Below are 25061 nucleotides of genomic sequence, written 5' to 3' on the forward strand. Positions count from 1 at the left end.
TAGCCGCGAAAATCTGCAAAGAACGTCCTCCACTTATCAACCAGATGTGGAGGTCTTTTTCTCGTCGGTATGTCCGAAAGTGCTCGCAACAAGTTTTCATCGGGAATGTTCATCAGGTGGCAGCTTCGGCTGCCGCGGTAGACGGCCCTCACAGCCCCCAACTCCCCCGGGGGCCGTCACATCTTGGCAGCCAGCCCCCGTTCGCTCCGAGAGACCTCACCTTCCATGGGCGAGGTCCCCTTGTTAGATGCGGAAGTCATCCTTCTTCAGCTGACAGGGCGCTTCGAAGCTTCTAATCTCAGCAAGGGGCAGCATGGGGCGGCACAGCACACGAATAAGGGATCTGTGGCGTAGCTTGCGCTTCTCAGCGCTGCGTCGCGTTCCGCCCCTATATTTCGCTTGGCTATGCTGGGAAGAGGCGCGGTTGCGGTCGGCCAAGAACGGTGGGGGCGAGCGGTCCCTTCGGCAGCCGACCCTGCAAGACCGCGAATATGAGAGCCTTGATAGCTTACGTCGCTACACGATCGTCGATGGAAGCAAGATTGCGATGGTCACGCGCCGGCAAGAGCGCCTCTGTTGGCTCGAGCCTGTATTTAACTCAATCGATCAGCTACTCTGCTCGCGCGATCGCATAAGCGTCCACGAGGTGGGTTGCGGAAGCACGATCAATCTAAGGCTGCTCCGCGACAAATACGGTAATCGGGTGACGCTGTCGGGGTCAGATGTGGCGCCGGTTCAATCGAGTGAGTTCGATGTGCTGCGGGTGTCATTCGATGACCCGGCATATGTCCCCGAACACGCGTTTGACATCGTTTTCAGCAACACAGCGCTCTGTCTTTCCAAAAACCCGAACGTTGCGTTCAGAAACGTGCTCGCCTTATCGCACGATGTCGTCGTGCTGGTAGAGCCTATCGAGCATCTTGCCATGCAACATCAAAAGATGTTTCTCCGGCGAGCGGGACACTCTGCGTCGTGGGATGAGTTGGCAGCGGCAGATAGCTCAAATGCGATTGTGGCAACAGGTCGCTGTCGATTGCCGTTTTCAATCAAGCATCCGGCAGCATTCATCACATTGCGGAAGCGGGATCGACTTACGAAGTCAGAACGCTAAGCGCGCATTCCGTTGCTGACCAAACCTATATGCCGCAGCAATCCCGCCGTAACCGCCTCCGGGGATAAGAGGAAGAATCGTTGCCGAGCCGGCCTTGGCATTTGCGTCAATCGACTTCCCGTCAGGAGTCTTTTTCGTCGAACAATCTGTCACGTGACGGTCGGAAACCGGACGAGCGTGCACCGTATTTCTTTCCCGGGCCGCGCTAGCCTGGAAAGTAGGGTGCCTGCTTGAGATTCGGCGGGAAGAGCGCTCCCGCCCTCGCTTCGTCAAGAGCGCGCTCGATGTAGTATTCAAGTGCCCCCTCTCCTAAGTCATTCGCCAGCATGTGCGCCGTTTCCAGCAGGCTAATGATCTTCTGAAATTGATCGTTCTCGGCCATCCTGCCACCTGTTCGCTACGACCGTCCCGTGGTCCATCGCAATGGATTCAAATCTGCTGTTTGAATGATACGCAAAATTCTGCCTGTCTCCAGCAACATGTTTCTATGTCAATCTATCGCGTCGAGACCGGGGGCTACGACCCCGAAGCCAGCACGCAAGCAGTATCACGCATCCGCGCCGCGGAGTATGTCCGCATGTCGACGGATCATCAGAGATATTCGATAGATAACCAATCCAATGCCATTCGAAGCTACGCAGACCGGCGGGGAATGGAGATCGTGCGGACTTATACCGACGCTGGGCGCAGCGGCCTCAATATCAGTGGGCGTACAGGCTTGCAGCAGTTGCTTGCTGACGTTCGGTCCGGAGCAGCCGACTACTCTGTTATCCTTGTCTATGACATTAGCCGGTGGGGCCGTTTTCAGGATTCAGACGAGCCTGCGGCTTACGAATATGCATGCCGAGTAATGGGCGTCCACGTCGCTTACTGCGCCGAGCAGTTCGAGAACGATGGAAGCATAGGCTCCGACATCCAAAAAGTGGTCAAACGGCGTATGGCCGCCGAGTTCAGCCGCGAACTGTCGGTCAAGGTTTTCAGCGGTCAGGCCCGTCTTATCGAACTCGGGTATCGTCAAGGCGGTCAGCCGGGGCTTGGCCTGCGGCGGCAACTCTTCGACGAGACTGGCGCAGCGAAAGGCGAACTTGCCTTTAAACAGAAAAAGAGCATCCAGACCGACAGGGTCGTGCTCGTTCTAGGCCCGACGAAAGAACGCGCCATCGTCCGGAGCATATACAACGATTTTGTGAACAGAGGTTTGAACGAAGGGGAGATCGCGGCGCGTCTCAACGAGCGCGGCGTCCTGAACGGCAGCGGAAGGGCATGGGAACGCGGCGCCGTGCATAATATTTTGACCAACGAAAAATACATCGGCAACAACGTATGGAACCGCGGATCGTCCAAACTCCGACAGCGCCGTGTACGAAACACCCCCAACCTTTGGATTAGGGCGGAGGGCGCGTTTCCAGCGATCGTCGAACGGTCCTTGTTCGATACCGCGCAGGACATGATTCGCGCGCGATCGCATCGGATGACCGATGACGAACTCTTGCAAACGCTTCGCAATATCCTCCATAGCCGGGGGCGTCTTTCGGAACCGATCATTAACGCCACTCTGCAAGGGCCTTCTACCGGTACATACAGACGCCGGTTCGGCTCACTACTCCGCGCCTACCAACTCATCGGCTATTCGCGCGAATGCGACTATCTCCCTGTCACGAGAAAACGGTTCCTCCAGCGCTTCCGTCCGAAGGTGGTTGAGCAAGTCATTGAGGGCATCGAGCGAGTCGGAGGCAAGGTTACGCTAGGCGGTTCTAATCGGCTGCTGGTCAATGGAGAATTTTCAGTGTCGATCGTGGTGGTGCGCTGTCGCACGTACCCCGGAGGCTCCATGCGATGGATGATCCGGCTTGATCGCAGCGTCCTCTCGGACGTGACGATTGCTGTCCGGATGAACCATCTCAACAGCGCGGCGCGCGACTATCTCATTCTACCGACCGCGAACATCGACAGCGATGTCATGCGCGTGGCCGATTACAACGGTATCGCGCTCGACGGTTATCGATTCGACTCTCTTGATCCGTTCTTCGAGATGGCTGGGCGCGTCCATTTGAAAGATGTGGCGTGATGTCGGGAAAAGCCGGCGGTGTCGTTCGCCATTTTCGAAAAAACAAGAGAGTTACGGTTGCAGAAGCCTATCGCGAGGCTACCGAGCGCAAGCGGCTTTTGATCCGTAACGCGGGTGAGACACACAACCGGCTGACGTTCATCGCGCATGCCATGCGTGAGTTGCTCAGAGACGATAAATTCATCTTGCTTCTGATGACCGAAAACTTGGACACCATCCCGCGGAAACTGGCGGCCCGTATGGAACGAACGGGGGCTTGATGGCGAAAAAATCGAAGCCCCGGCCCGTGATAAAGGCGTTTCAGCACAGGCGGGTAAACATAAAACGCCGCACGCTAAGCCTCTGCCCCGAAGCGGTCGAGTTACTTAAAAGCAGATATGTGTCCCGCTACGCATTCGCTGAGCTGAAAAAAATGCTGCCGGCACGGCAGATCGAGGCGGCGCAATTGATGATCGCGATGAACGAATTTTCGGTCGGCTTCGCGAGGTTGCTCGTGAGTGCCACACCCTGCGATCGACTTGTGGAACTCAAAAAACCCAAGTACGTCGCGAGACTCGCGCTCAAGCAGATCGCGAGAATGGAGCAAGAATCCACCAATCTGGATCACCAAGTCTGCCTCATAGCACAATCTTATGGAGATGATCATCTCGATCTGGTGGTCGTGGTCGGTTACGTCTTGCGGCTACTCGAAAACGCGCGTGTGGTGCGGTTTCTTGCGCAGAATTATTCCGAACTACTCTCTGAGTTTCAGAAAATCGCAGAATCTCATTAGGCAACGACTTAGCGCGCTAGCACACGGTTGGAACTAGCCAACACGCTACGGTATTTTCCCACTGGCACTCGACCAACAGACGCCCTCCCACGCATTTGACACAAACTCGGCAAATTTCTGTACCGAATGAAACCAACGTTCGTTCGATTCTCCCGACATCGTTCAGAACTGCATCGAGAGTTGGTTGGGGACGGCAGTGCTGCGTGCGTTTAGGCCATTTTGGAAGATATTGACGGCCGTCTGTTCTGCGACAAACCGTACGCCACAGAAGATCGCCGCTCGTACCACCACGCCAAAACGAAGACGCACGCTAGTGCGGATGCGCAAGCCGGTAACGGAAATAGCACTTGGCAAAATTTCGCAAACGAGATGATGCTGTTTAGTCGCAATCTAGCTGATTGCTCAGCTGGCGAACTCCATGTCTGCGCGCAGCATTCGAGGGCGAGGCGACGGCCCTGAAATTGTAGAATATTATTTTTATCCGGGGCGCGGCCGCCGAGAAAAATTTCCTGGGAGACCCGGGTGGCGCCAGCCACAAAAAATATTTCCTACCACTTGCCTATGATGCGATTCAGCATCACAGAGGATCTGGCTCTTCCTTTTTTGTATGGAGGAGTCCATGACCATCGATCCTAAATCTTCTACGACTTGGCGCGATCGGCTGCAGGTGTTCGCACAGATGGCCGCGATTGGTTCATTCGCTGCCGCACTGATCATCGCCAGCCTTGCAATAGCAAACTACCGGAGACTTCCGACGGAGGCCCCTTCTCCTGTGTCGCGAAGCCCGTGAGACAGAAGAGTGGGTCCTGCGATTTGCGTCAGTTACGACGGGGCTACGCCTACCGTACTAGATAGGCCGGGTGTGCCGAGCTTGGAAACCCCGGAACTGGCGCTCCCAAAACTGTGCCGAGACGGGTAGTGGCCGGGCGAAGATGTGCGTAAAGTGGAGAATGTTGGATCCCAGTTCCTCTCCCTCCGCCAGCCGGCCCCGGCGAGATATTCTCCGCTGCGAGAGGAGCCCGGAGAAAGCCCACGTTTATCGGCTTTTCAAGGAAGACCTCCGCACTTTCCATCTCGCAGACAGCCCGGAATTCTCTCTCTTGGCCCGATTGTCTCTGAAGCTCCGCACTTCGGCGTTTAGTGCGGAATTCAGTTGAGGCCCAATTTTGCTGGCCTTCAGAAGCTAAGCGGCCTCCGAGTTGGAATGAGCGGATCGGCCGAGCGAGGACCGCAAAAACCGTCGACGAGGTCTACGTCGGGTAAAAGCAGACATGGCCGCAACGGGTAGGGATATCGGCCTATGACTCAAGGCCGACATCGGGGGGACCTTCCAAGGTGTCCTTTTGAGCAGCTACGATGCCGTCTTAAACGATGAGGCGCGGAATGAGGCGGCGAGAACTACTGGGCCTTATTATCGGTGGTGCTGTGGCGTGGCCCTCATGCACGTTTGCACAGCCGCCCACACAGCCGGTCATCGGCTTCCTGCATAGCGGCTCACCCGGCCCCACGTCGAACTACGTGACTGCATTCCGTGCAGGCCTTGGCGAGACCGGGTTCATCGCAGGTGGCAACGTGGCCATGGAGCATCTCTGGGCAGAAGACCAGTTCGATCGTCTCCCCGCATTAGCCAAAGAACTTGTCCAGCACAAAGTCTCACTAATACGCGCTCGATGTCTTTAGCGACGCCTATGAGGAGCGGCAATCACGATTGAGATAGGATCGCTAGCTGGAAAAGTCTCCTCGAGAGCCTCATCGAGACGACGCTCCAACTCGGCATACGTGTTAGAATGATCAGCCGATGACACGGTCTCCTCCGTACGATGTTTCCAGGAGCTCTCAGATTTTGCGAATGTAGTCATAATTTAGTCCTGTCTTTCCGGTCTGCAGCTGAAGGACCGTGTTAGAAAACGCGCAGCCACCCCCAACCGTTCGGTGTGCTCCTGCGATACCCTCGCCGCATGGGCCGGCCGATCCCATTTAATCCGGCTGGGGTTGCGGAATTAACAGGACGGTCAATTGGCGCACCTCACCGTTCGGGGTTTCCCAGGTGATAGAGGAATCCTCTTCAAGTCCGATGAGTGCTGTTCCAACTGGCGTTAAAACCGACACCTTCCGTTGTAAGATGTCTGCGTGCTCGGGATAAACGAGCGTCACCCGCTGGATCTTACCCGTGGTGTCATCACGGAACTCCACCTCGCTGTTCATGCACACGACGTGCTGTGGGTGCTCGCCCTTGGCCAGCACGCGGGCGCGCCCGACCTCGTCAGCAAGCTCATCCGCCAGATCTGGCATCTGTTTTCGAGCCGCATGCGCGAGAACCGACAGCCGCTCGTAGTCATCAGCTGACAGTACAATGGACGGCTTAACTCGATGTGGCGACGTCGTGTTCTCAATGGACATTTTTGCCTCCAACTGTTCGCCGCGTTTACGCGGCGGAGGGACCTGGATCGTCATCGTGATCGTCTACATCGTCTCAGTTCACGGGAGCCTGCTCGATCTTCTGGGGGCGCCTCGGCAGGAACGGGCGCACGTTTGTCGGTTCGCGATTCATTTCCTTCACTGGCTCATGGAGCGACATACGGTCTTCCTGTATACGGTCTTGCAAAAGCTACGGGAGCAGCCGGAGACGCTGCTTGTTGAGTCACAGCGCTCGCCCGAATCGCTATCGGAAAAGCTGCCAACTCGATTTTGTGGTGGTCCCCGAGCTCGCGCGAATGCGCGCCAAACTCGGGGCTAATTGCCCGCGATCAGATTACCGGCACGAAAAAGGCCGCGTTGGAATGTCGCAAAGCTCAACATCCGTCAAATGTAAGCATTGAATCGCAAGTTTCAATCGGCGCTTTGTCGCACTGGGCTCCTGCCGCTTGCCGCGAGATCTTGAGTCTCCTCGTAACCGCACAGTACGGCGTATATCGAGTCACGGCTTTCCGCGCCGCGGAGAAGCTTCCGCACGTGAACGTCTCGCAGCGTGCGCGCGACGCAAGCAAGCGCCTGCAAATGCCCCCTGGGATTATCCAGCGGACTGAGAAGCAACGCCACCAGATCCGTCTTGGAGCCGTCGGTGGAGCCGAAATCGACCGGCGGATTCAGCTTGGCGAAGATCACGAAAGGATCGCCAAGGCCGGGTATGAAGGCGTGAGGCAGAGATATGCCGGTGCCTGGGCCAAAGGCAGGCATTTCGGCCCCATCGAGCACCGCGCTTACGACGAGGTCTGCTGGCGTCGCACTGTTGGTGGCGGCAACTGCAGCGAGTTTGCGAAGTGCATCACTCTTGTCGGCCGCGTAGAGGTTCGGAATGACCCGCTCGATGCTCAGCAGATTCCGCATCTTCATCTTCGTATTCCTATCAATCTGCGAGCACCTTTTGTCGCACGTGCGCGGCAAATTCGCTTCTGCTCAGCTGCGTGCCGTCTTCTCCCTCGATCGAGATGACGGTCGTTCCGTGTCGTACGACGGCGCGCGCCCAAAGCAGCGCCTCATCTAAAGTGGCGAACTGATTGTTGGGCCATTGGTCTTTTTCCATAGGTGGAACGGCTGCGCCGCCCCCGCCGCCGTAGTAGGCTCGGTACATATCAACCTCCATTATCGTTCGTCTCGTGTTGCGGAGCGCGCCCGGGCTACAGCCACTCTGGCCTCGCGAAAACCGTCGGGATCGCAGAACCAGATGAATGCCAGCCACACCGCGATGACCGTAACCGTTCCAATTAGCAACATTGGTTCCTCCAATTGGCGCTCATGACGCGCTGAACCCCGCCGTGAGGTATCACGGCGCGGTGAATGCTCAAATTGTAAGTTGGGACCCGGACGGCTAAGCCGGCCGGGTTACTGGCCAGCGCGCAGGAGGCCGGCGCGTAGCTGCGATCGTTGAGCCTTCGTCATCATACCTGGGACGTAAGCGCCAAAGTTCCTGAGTCAAGCGGGGCATTGCGCCACAGGATTTGCTGCGCCGCAGGACGGGTTGAGATTACCATGCCACAATGTAAGTCCTCCCAACGCGGTGCAGCGAATGGCGCTTATCTCTGCCGTAGTTTTACTTACGCTCATCACGCTGCCCTTCTGCGGCAGTTTGGTCGCTGCTCTTTTCCCGCCAAATGCCCGCAATACGGAGACCTATGTCGCCGGCGGAATAGCGCTCACAGCGCTCCTACTCGTCATCGCCTGCTATTCCCAAGTCGTCGATGGCGGCGTGGTGCATCACTGCATCCCCTGGATGCCCGAGCTCGGACTGACCTTCGACCTGCGGATGGATGGGTTCGCATGGGTGATGGCCGTGTTGGTTACAGGAATCGGGTTCCTGGTGGTCGTCTATGCCCGCTATTACATGTCGGCCGCCGATCCCGTTCCCCGGTTCTTCGCTTTTCTGCTCGCATTCATGGGCGCGATGCTCGGGATCGTGTTGTCGGGCAATCTCATCCAGTTGGTCTTTTTTTGGGAGCTAACAAGTCTCTTCTCGTTCCTCCTGATTGGCTACCGGCATCACACCGCGCAAGCGCGCGATGGCGCACGCATGGCGCTGATCATCACCTCATCGGGGGGACTCTGCCTGTTCGCTGGCGTGCTGATCCTTGGGCATATCGTCGGCAGCTATGACCTCGATCGAGTATTGGCATCCGGCGCGCAGATTCGCGGCCATTCCCTTTACGTGCCCGCGATGGTTCTCATCCTTCTCGGTGCACTGACAAAGAGCGCACAATTTCCGTTTCATTTCTGGCTGCCCCATGCGATGGCGGCGCCGACCCCGGTCTCGGCTTATCTGCATTCCGCTACCATGGTGAAGGCGGGCGTCTTTCTTCTGGTACGGCTGTGGCCGGCCCTGGGCGGCACCAACGAATGGCTCTGGCTCGTCGGATCGGCTGGGCTCGTGACTTTCATTCTCGGTGCCTTTATCGCCGTGTTTCAGCAGGATCTGAAAGGATTGCTCGCCTATTCGACCATCAGTCATCTCGGGCTGATTACTCTGCTGATCGGGCTCGATACCCCCCTCGGGCAAGTGGCCGCGATCTTCCACATCATGAATCACGCGACGTTCAAGGCGTCCTTGTTCATGGCGGCTGGAATCATCGACCACGAAACCGGGACACGCGATATTCGCCGTCTCAGCGGATTGAGAAAATTCATGCCGATCACCGCGGCATTGGCCATGGTTGCGGCAGCCGCCATGGCCGGCGTCCCACTGCTGAACGGCTTTCTGTCGAAGGAAATGTTCTTCGCCGAGACCATCGAGATCCACGACAACTCTTTCGTCGACCAAGCGCTGCCCTATATCGTCACCGCCGCGAGCATGTTCACAGTCGCGTATTCACTGCGCTTCATACGTGACGTGTTTTTTGGCCCGCCGCCGACCGCTGTTCTTCGGACGCCACGCGAACCACCGTTCCTGATGCGCTTTCCGGCGGAGTTGCTTGTGCTCGCCTGCCTTGTGGTGGGTATGGTTCCGGCTTTCACGATTGCTCCGCTACTTGCGACCGCGCTGCATGCGGTTCTGGGTCCCACGCTGCCGCAGTACAGCCTCCAGCTCTGGCACGGCTTCACTCCTGAACTCGTGATGAGCGCCGTGGCGATCTTGGGCGGTGTGGCTTTGTACATGATACTCCGATCGTATCTCCAAGTTCATGAGGGTCCGCCGCTCTTGCGTCACATCAAAGGGCAGCGAATTTTTGATCTCGCGCTCTTCACCCTCTCGTGGCGGATAGCCAAACGGTTGGAGCAATTGTTCGGCACACGACGGCTGCAGCCACAACTTCAGCTCCTCGTCTGTGTTGCATTCCTTGCCGGCTTTGCTCCCATCTACCTTCGTGGAGTTCACACGCAGCTCTCTTGGCCAGGAAACATCGATATTGCGCTCAGCATCGTCTGGGCTGTGGGCATATCCTGTGCTGTGGCTGCCGCCTACCAGGCAAAATTCCACCGTCTTGCTGCGCTGATTCTGCTCGGCGGCGCAGGGCTGGTGACGTGCGTCACTTTCGTCTGGCTGGCAGCGCCGGATCTGGCGTTGACGCAGCTTGCGGTCGAGACCGTGACGACTGTTTTGCTTTTGTTGGGTCTCCGCTGGCTACCCAAACGAATCCGAAATCCTCAATCGGCCGGTAGGGTTATTCGATGGTACCGCGCCCGTGACTTCCTCATGGCCGTCGCCGCAGGGTTTGGTCTGGCCACGCTTGCGTATCTGGTCATGACCCGTCCTGGACCAGAGAGTATTGCGGGATTCTTTGCCGAGAATGCCTACACCAAGGGAGGGGGCACCAATATCGTGAACGTCATCTTGGTGGACTTCAGGGCGTTCGACACGCTCGGTGAAATTTCAGTGCTCGCCATTGTAGCGGCCAGCGTCTACGCGCTGTTGCGTCGGTTCCGGCCGGCCGCCGAAAGTATCCGCGTCCCCGAGCAGCAGCAGATAGGCGCCGCGGCGGGCGATAAGCAGCCCCAGGGGGCCCGGCACGCAGCTGTCGACGATGTGATGGCGGTGCCAGCGCTACTGGTGGGAATGCTGTTCCCGGTCGTGGGAGCCGCGGCACTCTATCTTCTTCTGCGAGGCCACGATCTGCCTGGCGGAGGGTTCGTCGCTGGGATCATCATGGCAGTGGCATTCATCCTTCAATACATGGCGCGAGGCACGACGTGGGTCGAGTCCCATTTGCGCGTGCTGCCGGTCCGATGGATGGGCTTTGGCCTTCTTCTCGCGGCCGGAGTGGGAGCTGGGGCTTTTGCGTTCGGCAGGCCATTCCTGAGCTCCTCGTTCTCTTATCTGGAAATTCCACTGGTCGGGTCCACTCCTCTGGCCAGCGCTTTATTGTTCGATGTCGGCGTATTCGCGCTGGTCGTCGGCGCGACTGTCCTGATGTTAATCGCGATCGCGCACCAGTCCCTGCGAAGCCACAGGATTTCCATCGCCGCCGATACCACCGCTCCTCAGGTGTCACCAGAAACTGAGGTGCGATGATGGAAATAATAGTTGCCGCGGGAATCGGTGTGCTCACCGCCTCTGGCGTCTGGTTGTTGCTTCGACCGCGCACATTCCAGGTGATTGTCGGCCTGTCGCTCCTATCCTACGCAGTGAACCTCTTCATCATCGCCATGGGGCGGCTCCATACCAGATCACCGCCAATCCTGTCCGAGCGCGCCGCCGGGATGGCGTCGGACTACGCTGATCCGTTGCCGCAAGCGCTCGTCCTGACAGCCATCGTCATCAGCTTTGCGACGACTGCGCTCCTGCTGGTGGTTCTGCTCGCTTCGCGCGGACTGACCGGCACTGACCACGTGGATGGACGGGAGTCGGAGCAGTGATCCGATTCTCCGACCACTTAATCGTGGCGCCGGTATTGCTGCCGTTGTTGGCCGCCGCCGTGATGTTTGCACTGGGCGGCGAGCGCCATCGCAGCATCAATGCCGCGCTGAATATAGCCGCCACTCTCGGATTGATTGCGATCTCGATTGCCCTCGTGTGGGCGGCCGACGGTGCGACGAGCGGCGTGGCTGGCGTTTACCGCCTTGGCGAGTGGTCGGCGCCATTCGGGATTGTGCTCGTCGCGGATCGACTCTCCACCCTCATGCTGCTGTTGACGAGCGTCGTGGCCATGGCGGCCGCCGTGTTCTCATTGGCTCGCTGGCACCGTGTCGGGGTGCTCTTCCATCCGCTCTTTCAATTCCTGCTGATGGGGATCAATGGAGCGTTCCTCACCGGTGACCTCTTCAACCTCTTCGTTTTCTTCGAGGTGCTGCTGGCTGCGTCGTATGGCCTGGCGCTGCATGGCTCGGGAAGTCCGAGAGTGACGGCCGGACTCCAATATATTGTGGTCAATCTCGCGGCATCTCTGCTTTTCCTGATCGGCGTTAGTTTGATTTACGGCGTTGCCGGTACTCTGAATATGGCCGATCTTGCAGGCCGCATCGCTTCCATCCGCGAGCAGGATCGTGCGTTGTTAGAGGCAGGGGCGGGTATCCTCGCCGTGGCCTTCCTAACCAAGGCCGGGATGTGGCCGTTGTGCTTCTGGCTGCCGGGGACCTATGCCGCCTCTCCGCCGCCCGTCGCTTGCATCTTCGCAATCCTTACAAAGGTGGGCGCCTATATCGTCCTGCGGTTATGGCTTCTTCTGTTCGGCGCCGAAGCAGGTGCATCAGCTCAATTCGGAGGGGAGTGGCTGCTGCTGGGTGGTATGGTGACCATCGCATTTGGTGCGATCGGCAGCCTGGCCTCACAGGGCATGGCGAGGATCGGGGCGTTCTCGGTGCTTGTGTCCTCCGGTACCGTTCTTGCCGCCATCGGTATGGGACAGGCTAGTGTGACGGCGGGTGCCTTGTTTTACCTCGTAAGCTCGACACTTGGTCTAAGCGCCTACTTCTTGTTGGTCGAACTTGTGGAGCGCGGCCGTGAGCCGGGCGCGGACGTGCTCGCCGTGACGCGCGAACTTTACGGCGAAGAGGACGAATTGGAAGAAACGGAGGAAAGAGGGATCGCCATTCCAGCGACGATGGGCATTCTCGGTCTGGCTTTTATTGGCTGCGCTCTCGTGATCTCTGGCCTGCCTCCTTTCTCCGGATTTGTTGCCAAATTCGCGCTGCTGACTGCGGCGCTGGGTCCCCCTTCGAATTCTATCTCCGTTGCTCAATGGTCCTGGGTTCCGGCTCTTATCTTGTCTGGCCTGGGCGCCATTATCGCCATGGCGCGAGCCGGCATATGGGCTTTCTGGAGCTCGACAGACCGAACGGTGCCGCGGGTTAGGGTGATCGAAATCGCGCCTGTTGTGCTGCTTTTGCTGCTGTCGGCATGGCAGACCGTGCAAGCTGGGCCAATGATGCGGTACATGCAGTCAACGGCGCAGGCTTTGCACTCGCCTGATGTCTATATCCGCGACGTGCTCGGAGATGGTTACAGGACGATCCGTGCGCGGGGGCCGTCATGACAAAATTGTTTCCATATCCGCTGGCGAGCGTCGGACTCCTCGCGCTTTGGTTGCTTCTCAATCAAACCGTTTCGCTTGGGCAATTTATCATCGGCGTTACGATCGCTCTGGTCGGCGGTTGGATACTCTACGCCATGAAACTCGAGAATGCGCGCCCGAAGAAACTTGGCGCCATCTTATGCTTGGCTGCTGTTGTCGTTGCAGACATCGTGCGTTCCAACATTGCGGTCGCGCGCATCATTCTCGGTTCGCGGGATAAGCCACGAACATCGGGCTTTGTTGAAATCCCTCTCGAACTCAGCAACTCCTACGGGCTCGCGACTCTTGCCTGTATCATCACATCCACCCCTGGGACGCTTTGGGTGGCCTTCGACAGCGCCAGCGGAATTCTGACCATTCACGTCCTTGATCTCGTCGACCAGTCGGAGTGGGTGCGCATCATAAAACAGCGCTACGAGCGGCGGTTGCTGGAGATATTCGCATGAGTGACATGCTGACTTGGGCAGTCACGACTGCCCAGATACTGCTGAGTCTCGCCCTGGCGTGCGCGACCATCCGCACTCTGCGGGGCCCAAGAGCGCAGGACCGGATCGTTGGGTTTGATAGCCTTTACGTGAGCGCCATGCTGCTACTTGTCACGGTCGGCTTCAGGTCGGGAAGCACGCTGTATTTCGAGGCTGCTCTGATCGTCGCCCTTTTGGGTTTCGTCAGTACGCTGGCGCTCGGAAAATTTCTGCTTCGCGGTGAGATCATCGAATGAATGAAGGATCCATTCTTTTTCCTATTGCCGAAGTTCTGTCGGCTGTATTGCTCGTTATGGGCGCTGCGATCACGCTGATCGGCTCCGCAGGGTTGCTTCGGCTTCACACGTTCTATGAACGGGTGCACGCGCCTACGCTTGGAACGACTCTGGGCACAGCCTGCGTCGCTCTCGCATCGATGATTTATTTTTCCGCACTTGGAGGCAGGCTCGTCCTGCACGAGCTGTTAATCGTTATTTTTGTAACGGTGACGACGCCAATTAGCTTGACGGTGCTGGTGCGCGCCGCGGTGTTCCGCGGCACATTTGAAAGCAAAAAGCGCTAGGCGAGAATATGCTTCATCGTCGGGCAGGCGGTACGGCCAAGATGTCCACGTTTAGAGAGCGAAGCGCCTCTTCCGTGACGCTTCCGATCAGCGCTTTCAGCAGTCCGGAGCGGCCGTGCGTGCCCATGACCAGCAAGTCGGCCCCCAACTGTGCCACGGCACGCGAGATGATTTCCATAGCACCGCCTTCCTCTACTCGGAGTTTCCATCGGCTGCGATCTCCCAGGTCCTTGCTGACCAGGAATGCTACCAACTCGTCCGTGACCCGCTGACGTTCACTCGCAATGTAACTATTGATGCTGGCCTGATCCGTCCCGACCAAAGACATCTTGCCGGCGGCGAGAGCCGTGAATGCGTGAACCAACGTAGCGCCCTTATCAGTCAAAAGGCCCCTGGAGAGCGCCACTTGAATTGCATGGGCCGATGGATCCGACATATCCACCGGCACAATAACCTTTTCATATTTTCGCTGAGCTTCGTGATTCACCATCAGGACCGGGAAAGCCCCCTTGCGGACCACCCGTTCGATGGTAGTTCCGATGAAGATGTCGAGGAGCATTTGCTTGCGATGCGAACCTAATACAACAAGGTCAGCCTTTACGTCCTCGGCCGTCTTCAAAATTGCAGCGAAGGGATCGCCTGTCACCACCATTAATCGGACGTCGACGCCCTTGAGCTCAGGCATTGATGCTGACTGCTCCTCGAGGATGCGCTCGGCTTCTTTCTTTTCAAGGCGTATCAAATCTTCAGGCTGATCGTCATCGACCACGTGTACGACGTGGAGCTGTGCGTTGACCGGTGATGCCAATAAGCCGGCCTGTCGCAAAGCGCGATTGGACCGGGTCGAAAAATCCGTCGCTGCGAGAATTTTCATGATCGTTCTCCCGGGCAGGCTCGTCCATTGTAGGCTAAGCGCAGACCGTTGTCGGGTTCACGGTCGGTAGATGGCCTCTTAAACAGAATTCTGGGCGGCATGCCGATTGCGACCGGTGGCGGTCGCTATCGTGTCGGCGTCACGCGCCAAACCACATTTGCAAGGTCGTCGGCAATTATCAGAGCGCCCTTCGGGTCGACGGTCACTCCAACCGGTCGCCCACGGGTCCTGCCGTCCGTCCCACGAAAGCCCGCGACGAAGTCGACGGGCGAACCAATAGGACTGCCGTCGCGGAACGGTACGAAGCTCACCCGGTAGCCGACCGGGACACTCCGATTCCAGCTCCCATGCTCCCCAACAAACACCCCATCTGCGAACTGGGTTCCCATTTTAGGCGTGGAGAAGGCGACCCCCAGCGCAGCAACATGTGATCCCAGACTGTAGTCCGGGCGGATAGCTGTAGCGACCTTCTGCGGATCGGGAGGTCGCACGCGAGTGTCGACGTTCTGACCCCAATAACTATACGGCCATCCGTAAAATCCGCCCTCCCGGACGGCGGTGAGGTAATCAGGGACGAGGTTCGGTCCGATTTCATCCCGCTCGTTCACCACCGCCCATACCTGGCCTGTGCTTGGCTGGATAGCCAGCGCTGTGGGATTGCGGAGCCCGGTGGCGTACGGCTTATGTGCGCCTGTTTGAGCATCAACCTGCCAGACCATTGCACGATCGGCTTCGGCCGGCATTCCACGTTCAGTGATGTTACTGTTGGAGCCGATGCCGACATACAGAAAACGTCCATCCGAGCTGGCGGCCAGCGCCTTGGTCCAATGATGATTGAGGTGCGAAGGCAAGTCCGCGATTTTGACAGGCGGTCCGCTTGCGCGGGCTTGTCCATCCGCATAGTCAAAACGCACCAGGGCATCCTGGTTAGCTACGTAAAGGTGGTTGCCAACCAAGGCGAGCCCGTAAGGTGCATTGAGGCCTTCGGCGAAGACCATTTTTTCGTATGTACCCTTACCTTGGCTATCCCGCAGCAGCGTCAGGCGGTTGCCACCCACAACAGGGCTTGTGCCGAACGCCTTGATGAATCCGGCGATAATGTCCTTCGGGGTAAGTCTCGGCGCGCTTCCGCCTCTACCTTCCGCAACCAGGATATCACCATTCGGAAGGAGCAATGTCTGGCGCGGGATCTGAAGATCGGCCGCGATGGCCGTGATCGTGTAGCCCTCGGGCACGGTGGGCCGTTGGTCGCCCCATTCCATCGGGTTCGCGATCTTCATGGCCGGTAAGAGTCCGCGCTGCGGCTCCGGAAGCTGCGGGTCAGGCCCATATTGCGGCTCGGGATCGCGGCCGCAGGCAGCTACGAGGGTGGATACGGCCAAGATCAGCAGCAGGTCTGCGTACCTCATATCAGCCCTCCCTCTTGAGGGCGTTGAAGCCGAACCCGGTGGCGATGATCGCGAGCGCGGCAACAATAGCTGACAATAAGAGGGCTTCGGGCATGGCCTCCCATGCATCCATCGCGTGAACCAATGCGTTGATAAAGCCGAGCACCCATGTGGCCAGCAGGAGAAAGAAGAAAAATGCCGACCAGCCACGCGGACCTGCACGGAAAAGACCGATGAATGCCCACAGCATGGCAAAGCCTGCAAACACCAAGCCCCCGGCGATTAGCCAGGAAGCAAAATTTTTCCATTGCACCTCGTAGCTCAACGCGTACGCGACGTCATTGAGCAGCGCGCCCAAGAATAGTGGAACGGTTCCCGCCAAAATAGCCGCGTGAAGCGGATGAAGCGATTCGGCATGAGTTCTGCGGAGGACTGTGACAGCCACAACATACTCCGTGAGCGCATCAGCAAGCGGCCGATTAACGGTGTCCTCGTTTCGACCCGCGCCAAGCAGATTAAACTCATGCGGGCAATTGTCGAGGGCCGAGAGCAGCGACCCGCAGGGGCGCTCTGCTAGACGGAGGCGAATCAGATGCCCGTGGGAGCGTATTTCAAGGCAACATGCTGCGAGACGTATCAAGCCCGAAAGGTGAGCTTTCGAGAGTGGCGATTAGAAACGAGTAAGTGCCATGTCTGCTATAGACCCATTGGGACCAAGTTCGGGGCCGCAACTATCTACTTTCATCTTCCTGGTTGCATCGATTGAGCGCATGTCCGGCCGGCTTCGCGGCCGGCAAGTGCCAGCCGCGATGGATGGCCATAAGACGCAGCGCGAAACAAAGAAGTGCGCCTACGGCGGTGTAAACCGTCGCCGATATCGCTAGCGCGGAACCGATCACAACCACCGCGGCTCCCGCCAAGGCAGCGAGCGCATAGATGTCGGCCTTCAGTACGGTGGGAATTTCGTTCACAAGGACATCGCGTACCATTCCGCCACCAATGCCAGTCAGCATCCCTAGCAGCGCTGCCATAACCGGATTCAACCCAAATGCGAGCGCTTTGTGCGTACCGGACACCGCAAACAGGGCCAATCCTGCGGCATCGAACACCAGGACCGAGTTGCTCAGTTTTTCCACGAGCGGCGACCAAAAGAACGTGATGACGCCGGCCAGCAACGACGCAGCCAAATATCGCCAGTCGCTGATGGCGGCGGGCGGTACCGAACCGATTAAGACATCGCGCGTGATTCCACCAAAATTCGCCGCGACGAAAGAAAGAACAAGGATGCCAAACAAATCTAATTGTCGTTTGGCTCCTGCGGTCGCACCGCTAATCGCAAACACAAAGGTGCCGAGAAGGTCCAACAAAATTTGCAGCGACATCCATAGCCCCGTCTAAAAGCAACTGTGCTGGATCTGCTCGAGATTTAGTGCGCTCCCTGCTGTGCAAAAAACCACGCCTGGGCCGCGACAACCAGAGCCTCGACCCCCGTCCGCAACGTCGGATGTATGACCGGGGCAAACATGGGACTGTGATTGACCGGAAGCTCGTTAAGCCGCCCGGCTTCCTTCGCCTTCGCGTAGACATCGGGATCGGTACCGCCAACGAACCAAAACACGGAAGGCACGTGCCACTCGGTCCCGAACGATCCGAAGTCCTCGCTTGCGGGAGCCGGGCCGGTAAGCCGAACCCTTTCAGCCGAGAAATGCCCCCGAAATGCTTCGGCGACGCGATGGGTTGCCTCGGCGTCGTTTACGTTGAGCGGATAGTGGTCCAGGGTCGTGATCTCTGGAGGTCGAGGCGAACCCGAGGCGGCTGCTTCCGCATTCACGATTCGGTGGATAGCCGAGAGAACGCGTTTTCGGACGCCTTCGTCGAATGTGCGAACGTTCAGCTTGATGATCGCCTCATCCGGAATGACGTTTTCTTTGGTGCCCGCTTGCAACGCGCCGACGGTGACCACGGCCGCCTCGGCGGCGGCGAGCTCGCGCGACACGATCGTTTGCAATCGCAATACCGTCGATGCCGCCATAACCACCGGATCGATGCTTGCTTGAGGCATCGAGCCATGCGCGCCGCGCCCGAAGAGCCGGATTTGAAGGCTGTCTGCAGAAGATGTAATCGCACCCGCTCGCCCTGCAACCGTGCCTGAAGGCCCTACCATGACATGCTGGCCAAGGACCACGTCGGCCTTTGGAAAGCGCTTGAACAGCCCGTCGTCGATCATGGCTTGGGCGCCTTCAGCCGTCTCCTCGCCAGGCTGAAAGACGGCCATCAAGGTCCCGCGCCAAGTCGTCTTCGCTTCGGCAAGCAACTTGGTCGCTCCGACAAGCCAAGTCACATGCATGTCGTGACCGCACATGTGGCTGACGGGTACGATGTTTCCCTCGCGATCCTTCGCCGTGATCTTGCTGGCATAGGGAAGGCCGGTTGCTTCCTGGACTGGTAGCGCGTCCATATCCGCACGTAGCATGACGGTGGGACCGTCCCCGTTACGGAGGAGCCCGACGACGCCAGTCTTCCCGACGCCTGTGGTCACCTTAAAGCCTGCGGCGCTAAGGCGATCCGCCGCCAAGGCCGCCGTGCGTGTCTCCTGCATCGACAATTCCGGATGCGAATGCACGTCTTTATAGAGAGCCTCCAATTCCGGGAGCAGCGGATCAAGCTTTCGCAATACGGGACCGAGAGAAATAACCGGCTTCGATGCCATGGCCTACTCCATCGCGATCGCCCCTACTTCAGTCTTATCCCGCGCGTGCTACGGCGCAAGAGCCGCCACGGTCGTCACACGCACCATGCGCGGACCGGCAGCGTTGGGATAATTACCCTACTTGCACCGCGAGCATCGAGATCGACCCGCCGTCGACGCCTTCGACCGGGAAGTGCACTTTCTCGCGTTGTTGCATAGTAGCCAGCACATACAGCAACGGCAGGTAATGCTCCGGTGTCGGTATCGACAGTGTGGCATCGCGTCCGAGCTTGTCGTAGTTGATCAGCTCCTTGAACTCGCCGGCCTTCATCCTCTCCCGTGCCGCAGCTTCGAAGCGAAGTGCCCAATCATACGGCTCCTGGGGGTGCCGCCCCCAAGCATAAGTATGGAGGTTGTGCACGATATTACCGCTGCCGACGATCAGCACGCCTTCCTCGCGCAATGGGGCCAGCTTGCGCGCAAGTCCAAAATGAAACGAAGCAGGTTTGGTTTCGTCGATACTCAGCTGAACCACCGGTATGTCGGCAGCCGGATAGACATGCTTCAGGACGGACCAAGTGCCGTGATCCAGTCCCCACGACTCGTCCAGCCTCACTTCTTGCGGCGCCAGCAACTGCTGCACGCGCCTCGCCAACGCCGGGTCGCCTGGCGCCGGATATTGTACCTGGTAAAGCGCCTCCGGAAATCCGCCGAAATCGTGGATGGTGCGAGGGTTGGTCGAGACGGTCACGCCAGTCTCCGGTACGTACCAGTGTGCCGAAACCGACAGGATCGCTTTCGGGCGCAGCAGCTGTTTCCCGATCTTGTGCCATTCCTTCGTGTAGGCATTCTGCCCAATCGCGTTCATGGGGTTGCCGTGGCCAAAGAAGATTGCCGGCAAAAGGTCCGTCATAATTGAGCCCGCTCCAAGACCCGTTGGGTCATCGACCGCTCCTTTACCCGCTCATGTTTGTGTCGCCCCGCAACACTTGCAAATTACGCGACTAGCCGGCGTGCTTTTTCACGAAGGCAACGTACCGTCCCATCCAATCCGTGAGGAATTGCCGCCTGCCGGCACCGATTCCGCCGTCGGCATCGAAGAGGCCTTCTTTGGCCTGGATGAACCCTTCGGGCTGGCCGAGCGTGGCGACGTCGAGATAGGCGAGGATGTTACGTAGATGCTGTTGCGCCAATGCCGTACCGATTGCGCCGACCGAAACGCCGATGACGCCGGCGGGTTTGCCGGCGAAGGCGCTCTGCCCATAAGGGCGCGACGCGTTGTCGATGGCGTTCTTGAGTACGCCGGGAATCGAACGGTTGTATTCCGGAGTAACGAAAAGCAGCCCCTGAGCTGCTTTGATCTCCGCTTTCAGACGCTTGACCGACTCCACCTGATTGGCATCGTCGTCCTGGTTATAGAGTGGGAGGTCGCCGATCTGCGAATGCTTGAAAGTAAATTCGGCCGGCGCAAGCTTCTCGATCGCCTTGGCAAACTTCGCGTTGAAGGAGTCGCGGCGTAGACTGCCAACAAGCACGGCTATGTTGTACTGACTCATGTTTACTCCTTCGAGCATAGAGCCTCAGCGTGAAGCTAGGTCCCCGATGATTCTGCTGGCTCCAGCGCTAGTTACGACGGCCCGCCGCATTAATCCTCATCGTGGTCACGATCATCAACTCAGCATGCGCCCATCTCTGGCGGCGAGCCAGCCCCTCACAAGGGCATCAAAGCCCCTTTGCGCAATGTCGATTATCGGTCTTGGCCGTGCAAAAACGTCTGGATACGCGGATTTTAAGCAGAGTCTGTGAGGGAGGCGAGCGTTGGGGCTGGCTATACCCTGATCGCGGCCATCAGCGGCCGGACGCCCATGATGCTCATCGCCCTCGTCATGTTGTAGGCCAGGACATGCAGCGCCATCTCTGAAGCGACCCGTGGCAGCGTCTTCATCAGGAAGTGGGTGGCGCCCATCCGGGCTTTGATCGTGCCAAATGGGTGTTCGACCGTCTCGCGACGCTGGCGCATTTTCTCTGGGTGCTCGTCGAGCCGACGCTGCACGGCTTCGAGAACATGCTCGTGTTCCCATCGGGTGATGCGTCGCTCCTTGCCGCTGGTGCAAGTCTGCTTGATGGCGCAGCCCTGGCAGGCATTGGTCCAATAGCGGCGCAGGAGCATTCCATGTTCTTCGTTGGTGTAGCGGTAAGGCAAGCTTTCCCCGGCCGGACAGATGTAAACGTCCTGCTCGGCCACGTAGCGGAAGTCCTGTTTGCCGAAACGCCCCTTGGCAATGATGCCTGAGGTCATCGGCTTGGGCAGCGTGACCGTGATGCCGGCATCCTCGCAGGCCAGGATCTCTTCGCTGCTGAAGTAGCCGCGGTCAGCGACCGCATCGAGGCTCTCTACTCCCAATGTCGCCTTCGCGGCCTTCGCCATGGTCGAGAGCTGCGATCGGTCGGTTCCGACGTTGGTCACCTCATGCGTAATGATCAGATGATGCTTGGTCTCCACGGCAACCTGAACGTTGTAGCCGACGACCCCAGACCCTCGGCCGCTGGTCGCCATTGAGCGAGAGTCAGGATCGGTCAGTGATATCTGTTGATCCGGAGCCGCCAGCATCTGCGCCCGGAGTTCCCCGAGATTCTGCATCTGCTCCCTCAGCTTCGCGATCTTGTCTTTCAGACGGTTCGTCTTGCTTTGGAGTGCCTCTGATGGCTCATGCCGGTCGGCGGTATCAAGCTGTTGTAGATAGCGGGCAACGCTCTCCTCGATTTGCGCCATGCGCCGCTCCATTTTGGCGCGCGTGAAGTTCTTGTCCCGGTTATTCACGGCCTTGAACTTGCTGCCGTCGATTGCCACGCTGGGGTCCGTCAACAGCCCCATGACGCGGCAAAGCGCTATGAACCGGGCACAGACCTGGCGGATCGCGCCGCCATTGTCCTTGCGGAAGTCGGCAATCGTCTTGTGATCAGGCACCAGCCGACCCGTTAGCCACATCGCTTCAACGTTACGCCCAGCCTCGCGCTCCAGCCGTCGGCTCGACTGAACCCGATTGAGATAGCCGTAGATGTAGAGCTTCAGCAGGACAGACGGATGATACGCCGGCCGGCCGGTGACCTCCGGCGCAACCCCGTCAAATCCCAGCTCCGCCAGATCGAGCTCATCAACAAAGACATCGATCACACGAACCGGATTGTCCTCGCCGATCCAGTCTTCCAAGCATTCGGGAAAAAGCGTGCTTTGCCCGCGAGCCGTCCCCTCAACGAAGCGCTTCATCCGATCCCCCGCAGCCGCCAAGAATCAGCGCCGCAAGAATCTCATGGAGCGGGGCGTTTTCACACAGCCAGGGTCATTAGGCGACGTCTGAGGAAACCAGCTTTACGGGCGGTGGTCGGCGCAAAAGTGGGTAACGTCGGATTTCGGATCGCCCTCTGCCAGCTCTGCGGGTTCAGCCCAGATACCGACGACCACCGTAACAGCGATCGAATCCGGAAAGCGCGTGATCCGTCGCGTATTGATGACGGAGCCGGAGTTGTTCGGGATTGCGGGATAGATGCCAGCCAAACGCCTGAAACTTCCGGCCGTCAACTACGCAACGCAGCGAATTTGTGCGCAAAACTGGAGAACGTTGGATTTCAGTTCGTCTCCCTCCGCCATACACAATTGCTGCTGGCAGATCGCGGTTATGATGCCGATCACCGCAAGTCAACTTGAGGCCGTCCAACCAAGGGGGAACGACGATGGCCTAAAGGCTGGAACTGCCATCCCGTAGGCTCAGCGGGTGACTCGAAAATGCGGCGCCGCTGACCTCCCCCGGCAAACCGAGCGCTTCTGGTAGTGCCGCCCCCGTTCGAACAGATCGATTGCCTCCGCCTTTCCATCCGAAGCCCCGTTAACCTCCCAGACGTCCGGCGCAGCCCAAGGAATTGAGTTTACCACTGGTTGTACGGTAAGGTCGCGCACCCGCTGGAAAAAGGCGAGCTTTGGGGGAGACGGTGCGTAGGCCAATTTTGACAGCGATTTGCGTAGCTGCCTTCACCGCGACCGCCAACGCCCCTGCCCACGCGCAACTTAATGTCGGAACTTTTATCAACGAGATGGCGCGTCGGGCGCAAGAGGCCGAACGACAGCGGCTGCAAATCGAACAGCAACAGCGAGCCGAGCGTGCTCTCGCCCTTGAACAGAAGCGTTACGAGGCCGAAGTCCGAGCGCAGCAAAAGCTGGATCAGGACAGGAAAGAAGCCCTGCTGGCGGCAGAGCAAGCCGACCTCGACCGAATAGCAAAGGCAGCCGAAGAAGCGAGACTTCGGGCCGCATCGTTGGAGCGCCTGCTGCCGGAAGCCCGTCAACTCATCGCAGACGCTACGGCGTTTCTCAAAACCAATCCGCCGCGAGTTATCGAACTGGTCGAGGCAATCTCCAATCTTGATGCGGCCACCAAAGGCGACGACCCAAACAAAGTTGCAAGCCTTATCGAAACTCTGAAGGCGTCACTACGTACTCGCGCCGGCTTTGACAGATTCGCCGTGGAACGCGAAGGGCTACGCCAGCGCGAGCTTGAACAAAGTCGCAATCAAGTGAACAAGCTAGCCGGTCAGCAGCGAGAGTTCTTCAATTTTTACTTCAGGGAATTTTCGGTCACGCCGTCCACGCAAGCTCTTGTGCCTGCTGCTGCAGAGCTAGAGCGTGCGTTGTCGAGTTCAGATTTCCGAAGAATCGAAGAAGCAAGCAATCGCGCAGCAGTCGCCATTCGCAACGCTGGTCTCGTCAACGAATTCAACAAGAGCCGCGATGTACTTGAGCACGCAAGCGACGACACAAACGCAATTCGCCGAACCGAGCGAAATGCCTTCCTAATCGATGGCAGCGGCGAAGATTTTGTCACTTTGGTCAACTCGTCGCCCAAAGCTCCGCACGTTTCTCGAGCATTGGGCGGCGGTGTGCAATTTGAAAAGGGCCTAGCGAAGGCCTGCATTTATGAACCGGGGTTCGACAAGCGCCAGACGTATCTCTTGAAACAACTTCTTCTCGATCTTCAAGCCCGCAGCATCGATCTCGATGCCGCGGAGTGCACACGCTCCGATCTCGGCAATTATGATGTGATTGGTATCAGGAGAAGCGGCTTCGCTCGCCTCAAATCCAGCCCTGCCCTCGCTCTCTTGTCCGAAATTGAAGCCGATCGATTTAGACCATTGAAGACCGTTACATCCGAAGAACAACTTCGAGCCAGGGAGATCGAAGAGCGAGAACGCGAACGAAACCGCGCGGCGATAGCGAGCGACAAAGACGACGGCTATGGCATCATCATTTCAGACGCTAAAAATTCTAACCTATGTTTGGTCGTGGATAGCCGCCTCAGAGCCCACAAGACATGGCTGGACGGCAGCGTAGACCGTCTTTCGTCCGAGGTCGTTGTCTCCAATGCTATCGAAAAGACCGGCATGGACGATGCTTACCGATCGATACAGCGACAGGAGTGCGGGTCGGTTTATAGCTCAAGCAAAGAATTGAAGAAATTGAACGAAGCCCTCGTTCGCGATCGTCTTCCAGATGTCATTTCCGTTCCGTGGGCCACAAGCGCCGAGATTCAGGCCATCGAAAAACGCCTCACCGATGAAGACGCTCGAATAAAGCAGATTGACTATGATCGTCGGCAGAAAGCTGCGATCGAGAGAGAAGCCGAAGACCGAAAATCGAAAGAGGAAGCGGCCAAACGCGAGAACAGGCAGAACCAGTTGAGAGCCCAGTTCGGTAATCTGGCCGCCTCCACGGCAGCGGCAGTTGCAAAGGATGTACGTGAGTCCTTCGATACAACTGATTGGCAAAGCACAGTCGGCTTTGCCCAGTTCCCTTGGGCGGTCGCCGCCTATCACAGACTGACTCAGACCAGGTGGGAGCTGCAAAGCTTCGACTCCCAGGTAGAGGACTTCGGCACGGCTTATTGGGGCGGCCGCCCATTAGAGGCGGCGATAGCTAGAGTATCATTTCGAATGCGAAACCGAATCTTGGGCCAGTACAAGGATGTATGTTTTATCTTAGCCCGCGTTAACGACACAGAGTTTGGAATGCGGCGCGATGGCGTGTCAGCGGATTGTACTGATTTCCGTGAGATCGAATCGTGGAAGGCCAACCACAAGTTCGAAAGCCGCTGGGTCGCGGAATGATACCGGCCTTCAGACTG

25 protein-coding genes are annotated in these 25061 nt (G+C 58.1%); 12 read left to right on the forward strand and 13 right to left on the reverse strand.

Annotated features, from left to right (window positions below; all coding sequences use genetic code 11):
• Nucleotides 1-424 precede the first annotated feature (424 nt).
• A complete protein-coding gene (locus tag RHPLAN_RS30670; protein WP_068026504.1) occupies nt 425-1111 on the forward strand; it encodes a class I SAM-dependent methyltransferase in 687 nt (228 codons plus the stop codon).
• A gap of 205 nt (nt 1112-1316) precedes the next feature.
• Here the strand turns inward: RHPLAN_RS30670 and RHPLAN_RS39875 are convergent, their stop codons facing one another.
• Complete coding sequence (locus tag RHPLAN_RS39875) at nt 1317-1493, reverse strand: hypothetical protein (protein ID WP_157100606.1); 177 nt, start codon at nt 1491-1493, stop codon at nt 1317-1319.
• Nucleotides 1494-1598: 105 nt separating this feature from the next.
• Between RHPLAN_RS39875 and RHPLAN_RS30675 the strand changes: the two genes are divergently transcribed.
• From RHPLAN_RS30675 to RHPLAN_RS39880, 4 genes are all read left to right on the forward strand, one after another.
• Nucleotides 1599-3179: a recombinase family protein gene (locus tag RHPLAN_RS30675; RefSeq protein WP_068026508.1), complete on the forward strand. Its 1581-nt coding sequence runs from the start codon at nt 1599-1601 to the stop codon at nt 3177-3179.
• A complete protein-coding gene (locus RHPLAN_RS30680) occupies nt 3179-3439 on the forward strand; it encodes a hypothetical protein (RefSeq protein WP_068026511.1) in 261 nt (86 codons plus the stop codon). The genes RHPLAN_RS30675 and RHPLAN_RS30680 overlap by 1 nt, the downstream gene beginning before the upstream one ends.
• Nucleotides 3439-3951 carry a plasmid partitioning protein RepB C-terminal domain-containing protein gene (locus RHPLAN_RS30685; protein WP_068026514.1) on the forward strand — a complete coding sequence of 171 codons (513 nt, stop codon included), beginning with the start codon at nt 3439-3441 and terminating at the stop codon, nt 3949-3951. The genes RHPLAN_RS30680 and RHPLAN_RS30685 overlap by 1 nt, the downstream gene beginning before the upstream one ends.
• 619 nt (nt 3952-4570) lie before the next feature.
• Nucleotides 4571-4741 carry a hypothetical protein gene (locus tag RHPLAN_RS39880; protein WP_157100607.1) on the forward strand — a complete coding sequence of 57 codons (171 nt, stop codon included), beginning with the start codon at nt 4571-4573 and terminating at the stop codon, nt 4739-4741.
• Between the two features lie 1187 nt (nt 4742-5928).
• Here the strand turns inward: RHPLAN_RS39880 and rnk are convergent.
• The 3 genes from rnk to RHPLAN_RS39885 form a co-directional block, all read right to left on the reverse strand.
• Nucleotides 5929-6405, reverse strand: a complete 477-nt coding sequence (gene rnk / locus RHPLAN_RS30690) for a nucleoside diphosphate kinase regulator (protein ID WP_237179945.1) — start codon at nt 6403-6405, stop codon at nt 5929-5931.
• Nucleotides 6406-6780: 375 nt separating this feature from the next.
• A complete protein-coding gene (locus tag RHPLAN_RS30695; RefSeq protein ID WP_068026519.1) occupies nt 6781-7284 on the reverse strand; it encodes a PTS sugar transporter subunit IIA in 504 nt (167 codons plus the stop codon).
• A 13-nt stretch (nt 7285-7297) separates the two neighbouring features.
• Nucleotides 7298-7522, reverse strand: coding sequence for a hypothetical protein (locus tag RHPLAN_RS39885; RefSeq protein ID WP_157100608.1), 225 nt, complete (start codon nt 7520-7522; stop codon nt 7298-7300).
• Between the two features lie 435 nt (nt 7523-7957).
• Here RHPLAN_RS39885 and RHPLAN_RS30700 point away from each other — a divergent pair, with 435 nt between their 5' ends.
• From RHPLAN_RS30700 to mnhG, 6 genes are read left to right on the forward strand one after another with little or no spacing between them, the layout of a single operon-like run.
• Nucleotides 7958-10891, forward strand: a complete 2934-nt coding sequence (locus tag RHPLAN_RS30700) for a monovalent cation/H+ antiporter subunit A (protein WP_068026523.1) — start codon at nt 7958-7960, stop codon at nt 10889-10891.
• Nucleotides 10891-11235 carry a Na+/H+ antiporter subunit C gene (locus RHPLAN_RS30705; protein WP_068026526.1) on the forward strand — a complete coding sequence of 115 codons (345 nt, stop codon included), beginning with the start codon at nt 10891-10893 and terminating at the stop codon, nt 11233-11235. The genes RHPLAN_RS30700 and RHPLAN_RS30705 overlap by 1 nt, the downstream gene beginning before the upstream one ends.
• Nucleotides 11232-12851, forward strand: coding sequence for a monovalent cation/H+ antiporter subunit D (locus RHPLAN_RS30710; protein ID WP_084245935.1), 1620 nt, complete (start codon nt 11232-11234; stop codon nt 12849-12851). Before RHPLAN_RS30705 ends, RHPLAN_RS30710 begins: the two co-directional genes overlap by 4 nt.
• Entirely contained in the window at nt 12848-13336 is a 489-nt protein-coding gene (locus RHPLAN_RS30715) for a Na+/H+ antiporter subunit E (protein ID WP_068026529.1), read from the forward strand. Before RHPLAN_RS30710 ends, RHPLAN_RS30715 begins: the two co-directional genes overlap by 4 nt.
• On the forward strand, nt 13333-13611 hold the full coding sequence (locus RHPLAN_RS30720; RefSeq protein ID WP_068026533.1) for a K+/H+ antiporter subunit F: 279 nt from the start codon (nt 13333-13335) through the stop codon (nt 13609-13611). Before RHPLAN_RS30715 ends, RHPLAN_RS30720 begins: the two co-directional genes overlap by 4 nt.
• Entirely contained in the window at nt 13608-13937 is a 330-nt protein-coding gene (gene mnhG, locus RHPLAN_RS30725; protein WP_068026536.1) for a monovalent cation/H(+) antiporter subunit G, read from the forward strand. Before RHPLAN_RS30720 ends, mnhG begins: the two co-directional genes overlap by 4 nt.
• Nucleotides 13938-13950: 13 nt before the next feature.
• On the opposite strand, the gene RHPLAN_RS30730 is transcribed toward mnhG, so the two are convergent.
• The 9 genes from RHPLAN_RS30730 to RHPLAN_RS30770 all read right to left on the reverse strand — a co-directional run bounded on the left by RHPLAN_RS30730 (nt 13951) and on the right by RHPLAN_RS30770 (nt 22444).
• Nucleotides 13951-14811 (reverse strand): universal stress protein, encoded by an 861-nt coding sequence (locus RHPLAN_RS30730; protein WP_068026539.1) that lies wholly within the window; start codon nt 14809-14811, stop codon nt 13951-13953.
• Between the two features lie 125 nt (nt 14812-14936).
• Nucleotides 14937-16220 (reverse strand): PQQ-dependent sugar dehydrogenase, encoded by a 1284-nt coding sequence (locus RHPLAN_RS30735; RefSeq protein WP_068026542.1) that lies wholly within the window; start codon nt 16218-16220, stop codon nt 14937-14939.
• A gap of 1 nt (nt 16221) precedes the next feature.
• Nucleotides 16222-16644 (reverse strand): DUF2231 domain-containing protein, encoded by a 423-nt coding sequence (locus RHPLAN_RS30740; RefSeq protein ID WP_068032085.1) that lies wholly within the window; start codon nt 16642-16644, stop codon nt 16222-16224.
• Nucleotides 16645-16930: 286 nt separating this feature from the next.
• Nucleotides 16931-17581, reverse strand: a complete 651-nt coding sequence (locus RHPLAN_RS30745; RefSeq protein ID WP_068026544.1) for a trimeric intracellular cation channel family protein — start codon at nt 17579-17581, stop codon at nt 16931-16933.
• A 44-nt stretch (nt 17582-17625) separates the two neighbouring features.
• Complete coding sequence (locus RHPLAN_RS30750) at nt 17626-18909, reverse strand: M20 family metallopeptidase (RefSeq protein WP_068026547.1); 1284 nt, start codon at nt 18907-18909, stop codon at nt 17626-17628.
• A gap of 112 nt (nt 18910-19021) precedes the next feature.
• Entirely contained in the window at nt 19022-19801 is a 780-nt protein-coding gene (gene ygiD, locus RHPLAN_RS30755) for a 4,5-DOPA-extradiol-dioxygenase (protein WP_068026550.1), read from the reverse strand.
• 91 nt (nt 19802-19892) lie between these two features.
• Complete coding sequence (locus tag RHPLAN_RS30760; protein ID WP_068026552.1) at nt 19893-20444, reverse strand: NADPH-dependent FMN reductase; 552 nt, start codon at nt 20442-20444, stop codon at nt 19893-19895.
• 272 nt (nt 20445-20716) lie between these two features.
• Nucleotides 20717-22156, reverse strand: coding sequence for an IS1182 family transposase (locus RHPLAN_RS30765; protein WP_068026412.1), 1440 nt, complete (start codon nt 22154-22156; stop codon nt 20717-20719).
• Between the two features lie 102 nt (nt 22157-22258).
• Nucleotides 22259-22444: a hypothetical protein gene (locus RHPLAN_RS30770; protein ID WP_068026555.1), complete on the reverse strand. Its 186-nt coding sequence runs from the start codon at nt 22442-22444 to the stop codon at nt 22259-22261.
• A gap of 431 nt (nt 22445-22875) precedes the next feature.
• On the opposite strand from RHPLAN_RS30770, the gene RHPLAN_RS30775 reads away from it, so the two are divergent.
• Nucleotides 22876-25044: a hypothetical protein gene (locus RHPLAN_RS30775; protein ID WP_157100609.1), complete on the forward strand. Its 2169-nt coding sequence runs from the start codon at nt 22876-22878 to the stop codon at nt 25042-25044.
• Nucleotides 25045-25061 lie beyond the last annotated feature (17 nt).

Source organism: Rhodoplanes sp. Z2-YC6860, assembly GCF_001579845.1.
GTDB lineage: Bacteria > Pseudomonadota > Alphaproteobacteria > Rhizobiales > Xanthobacteraceae > Z2-YC6860.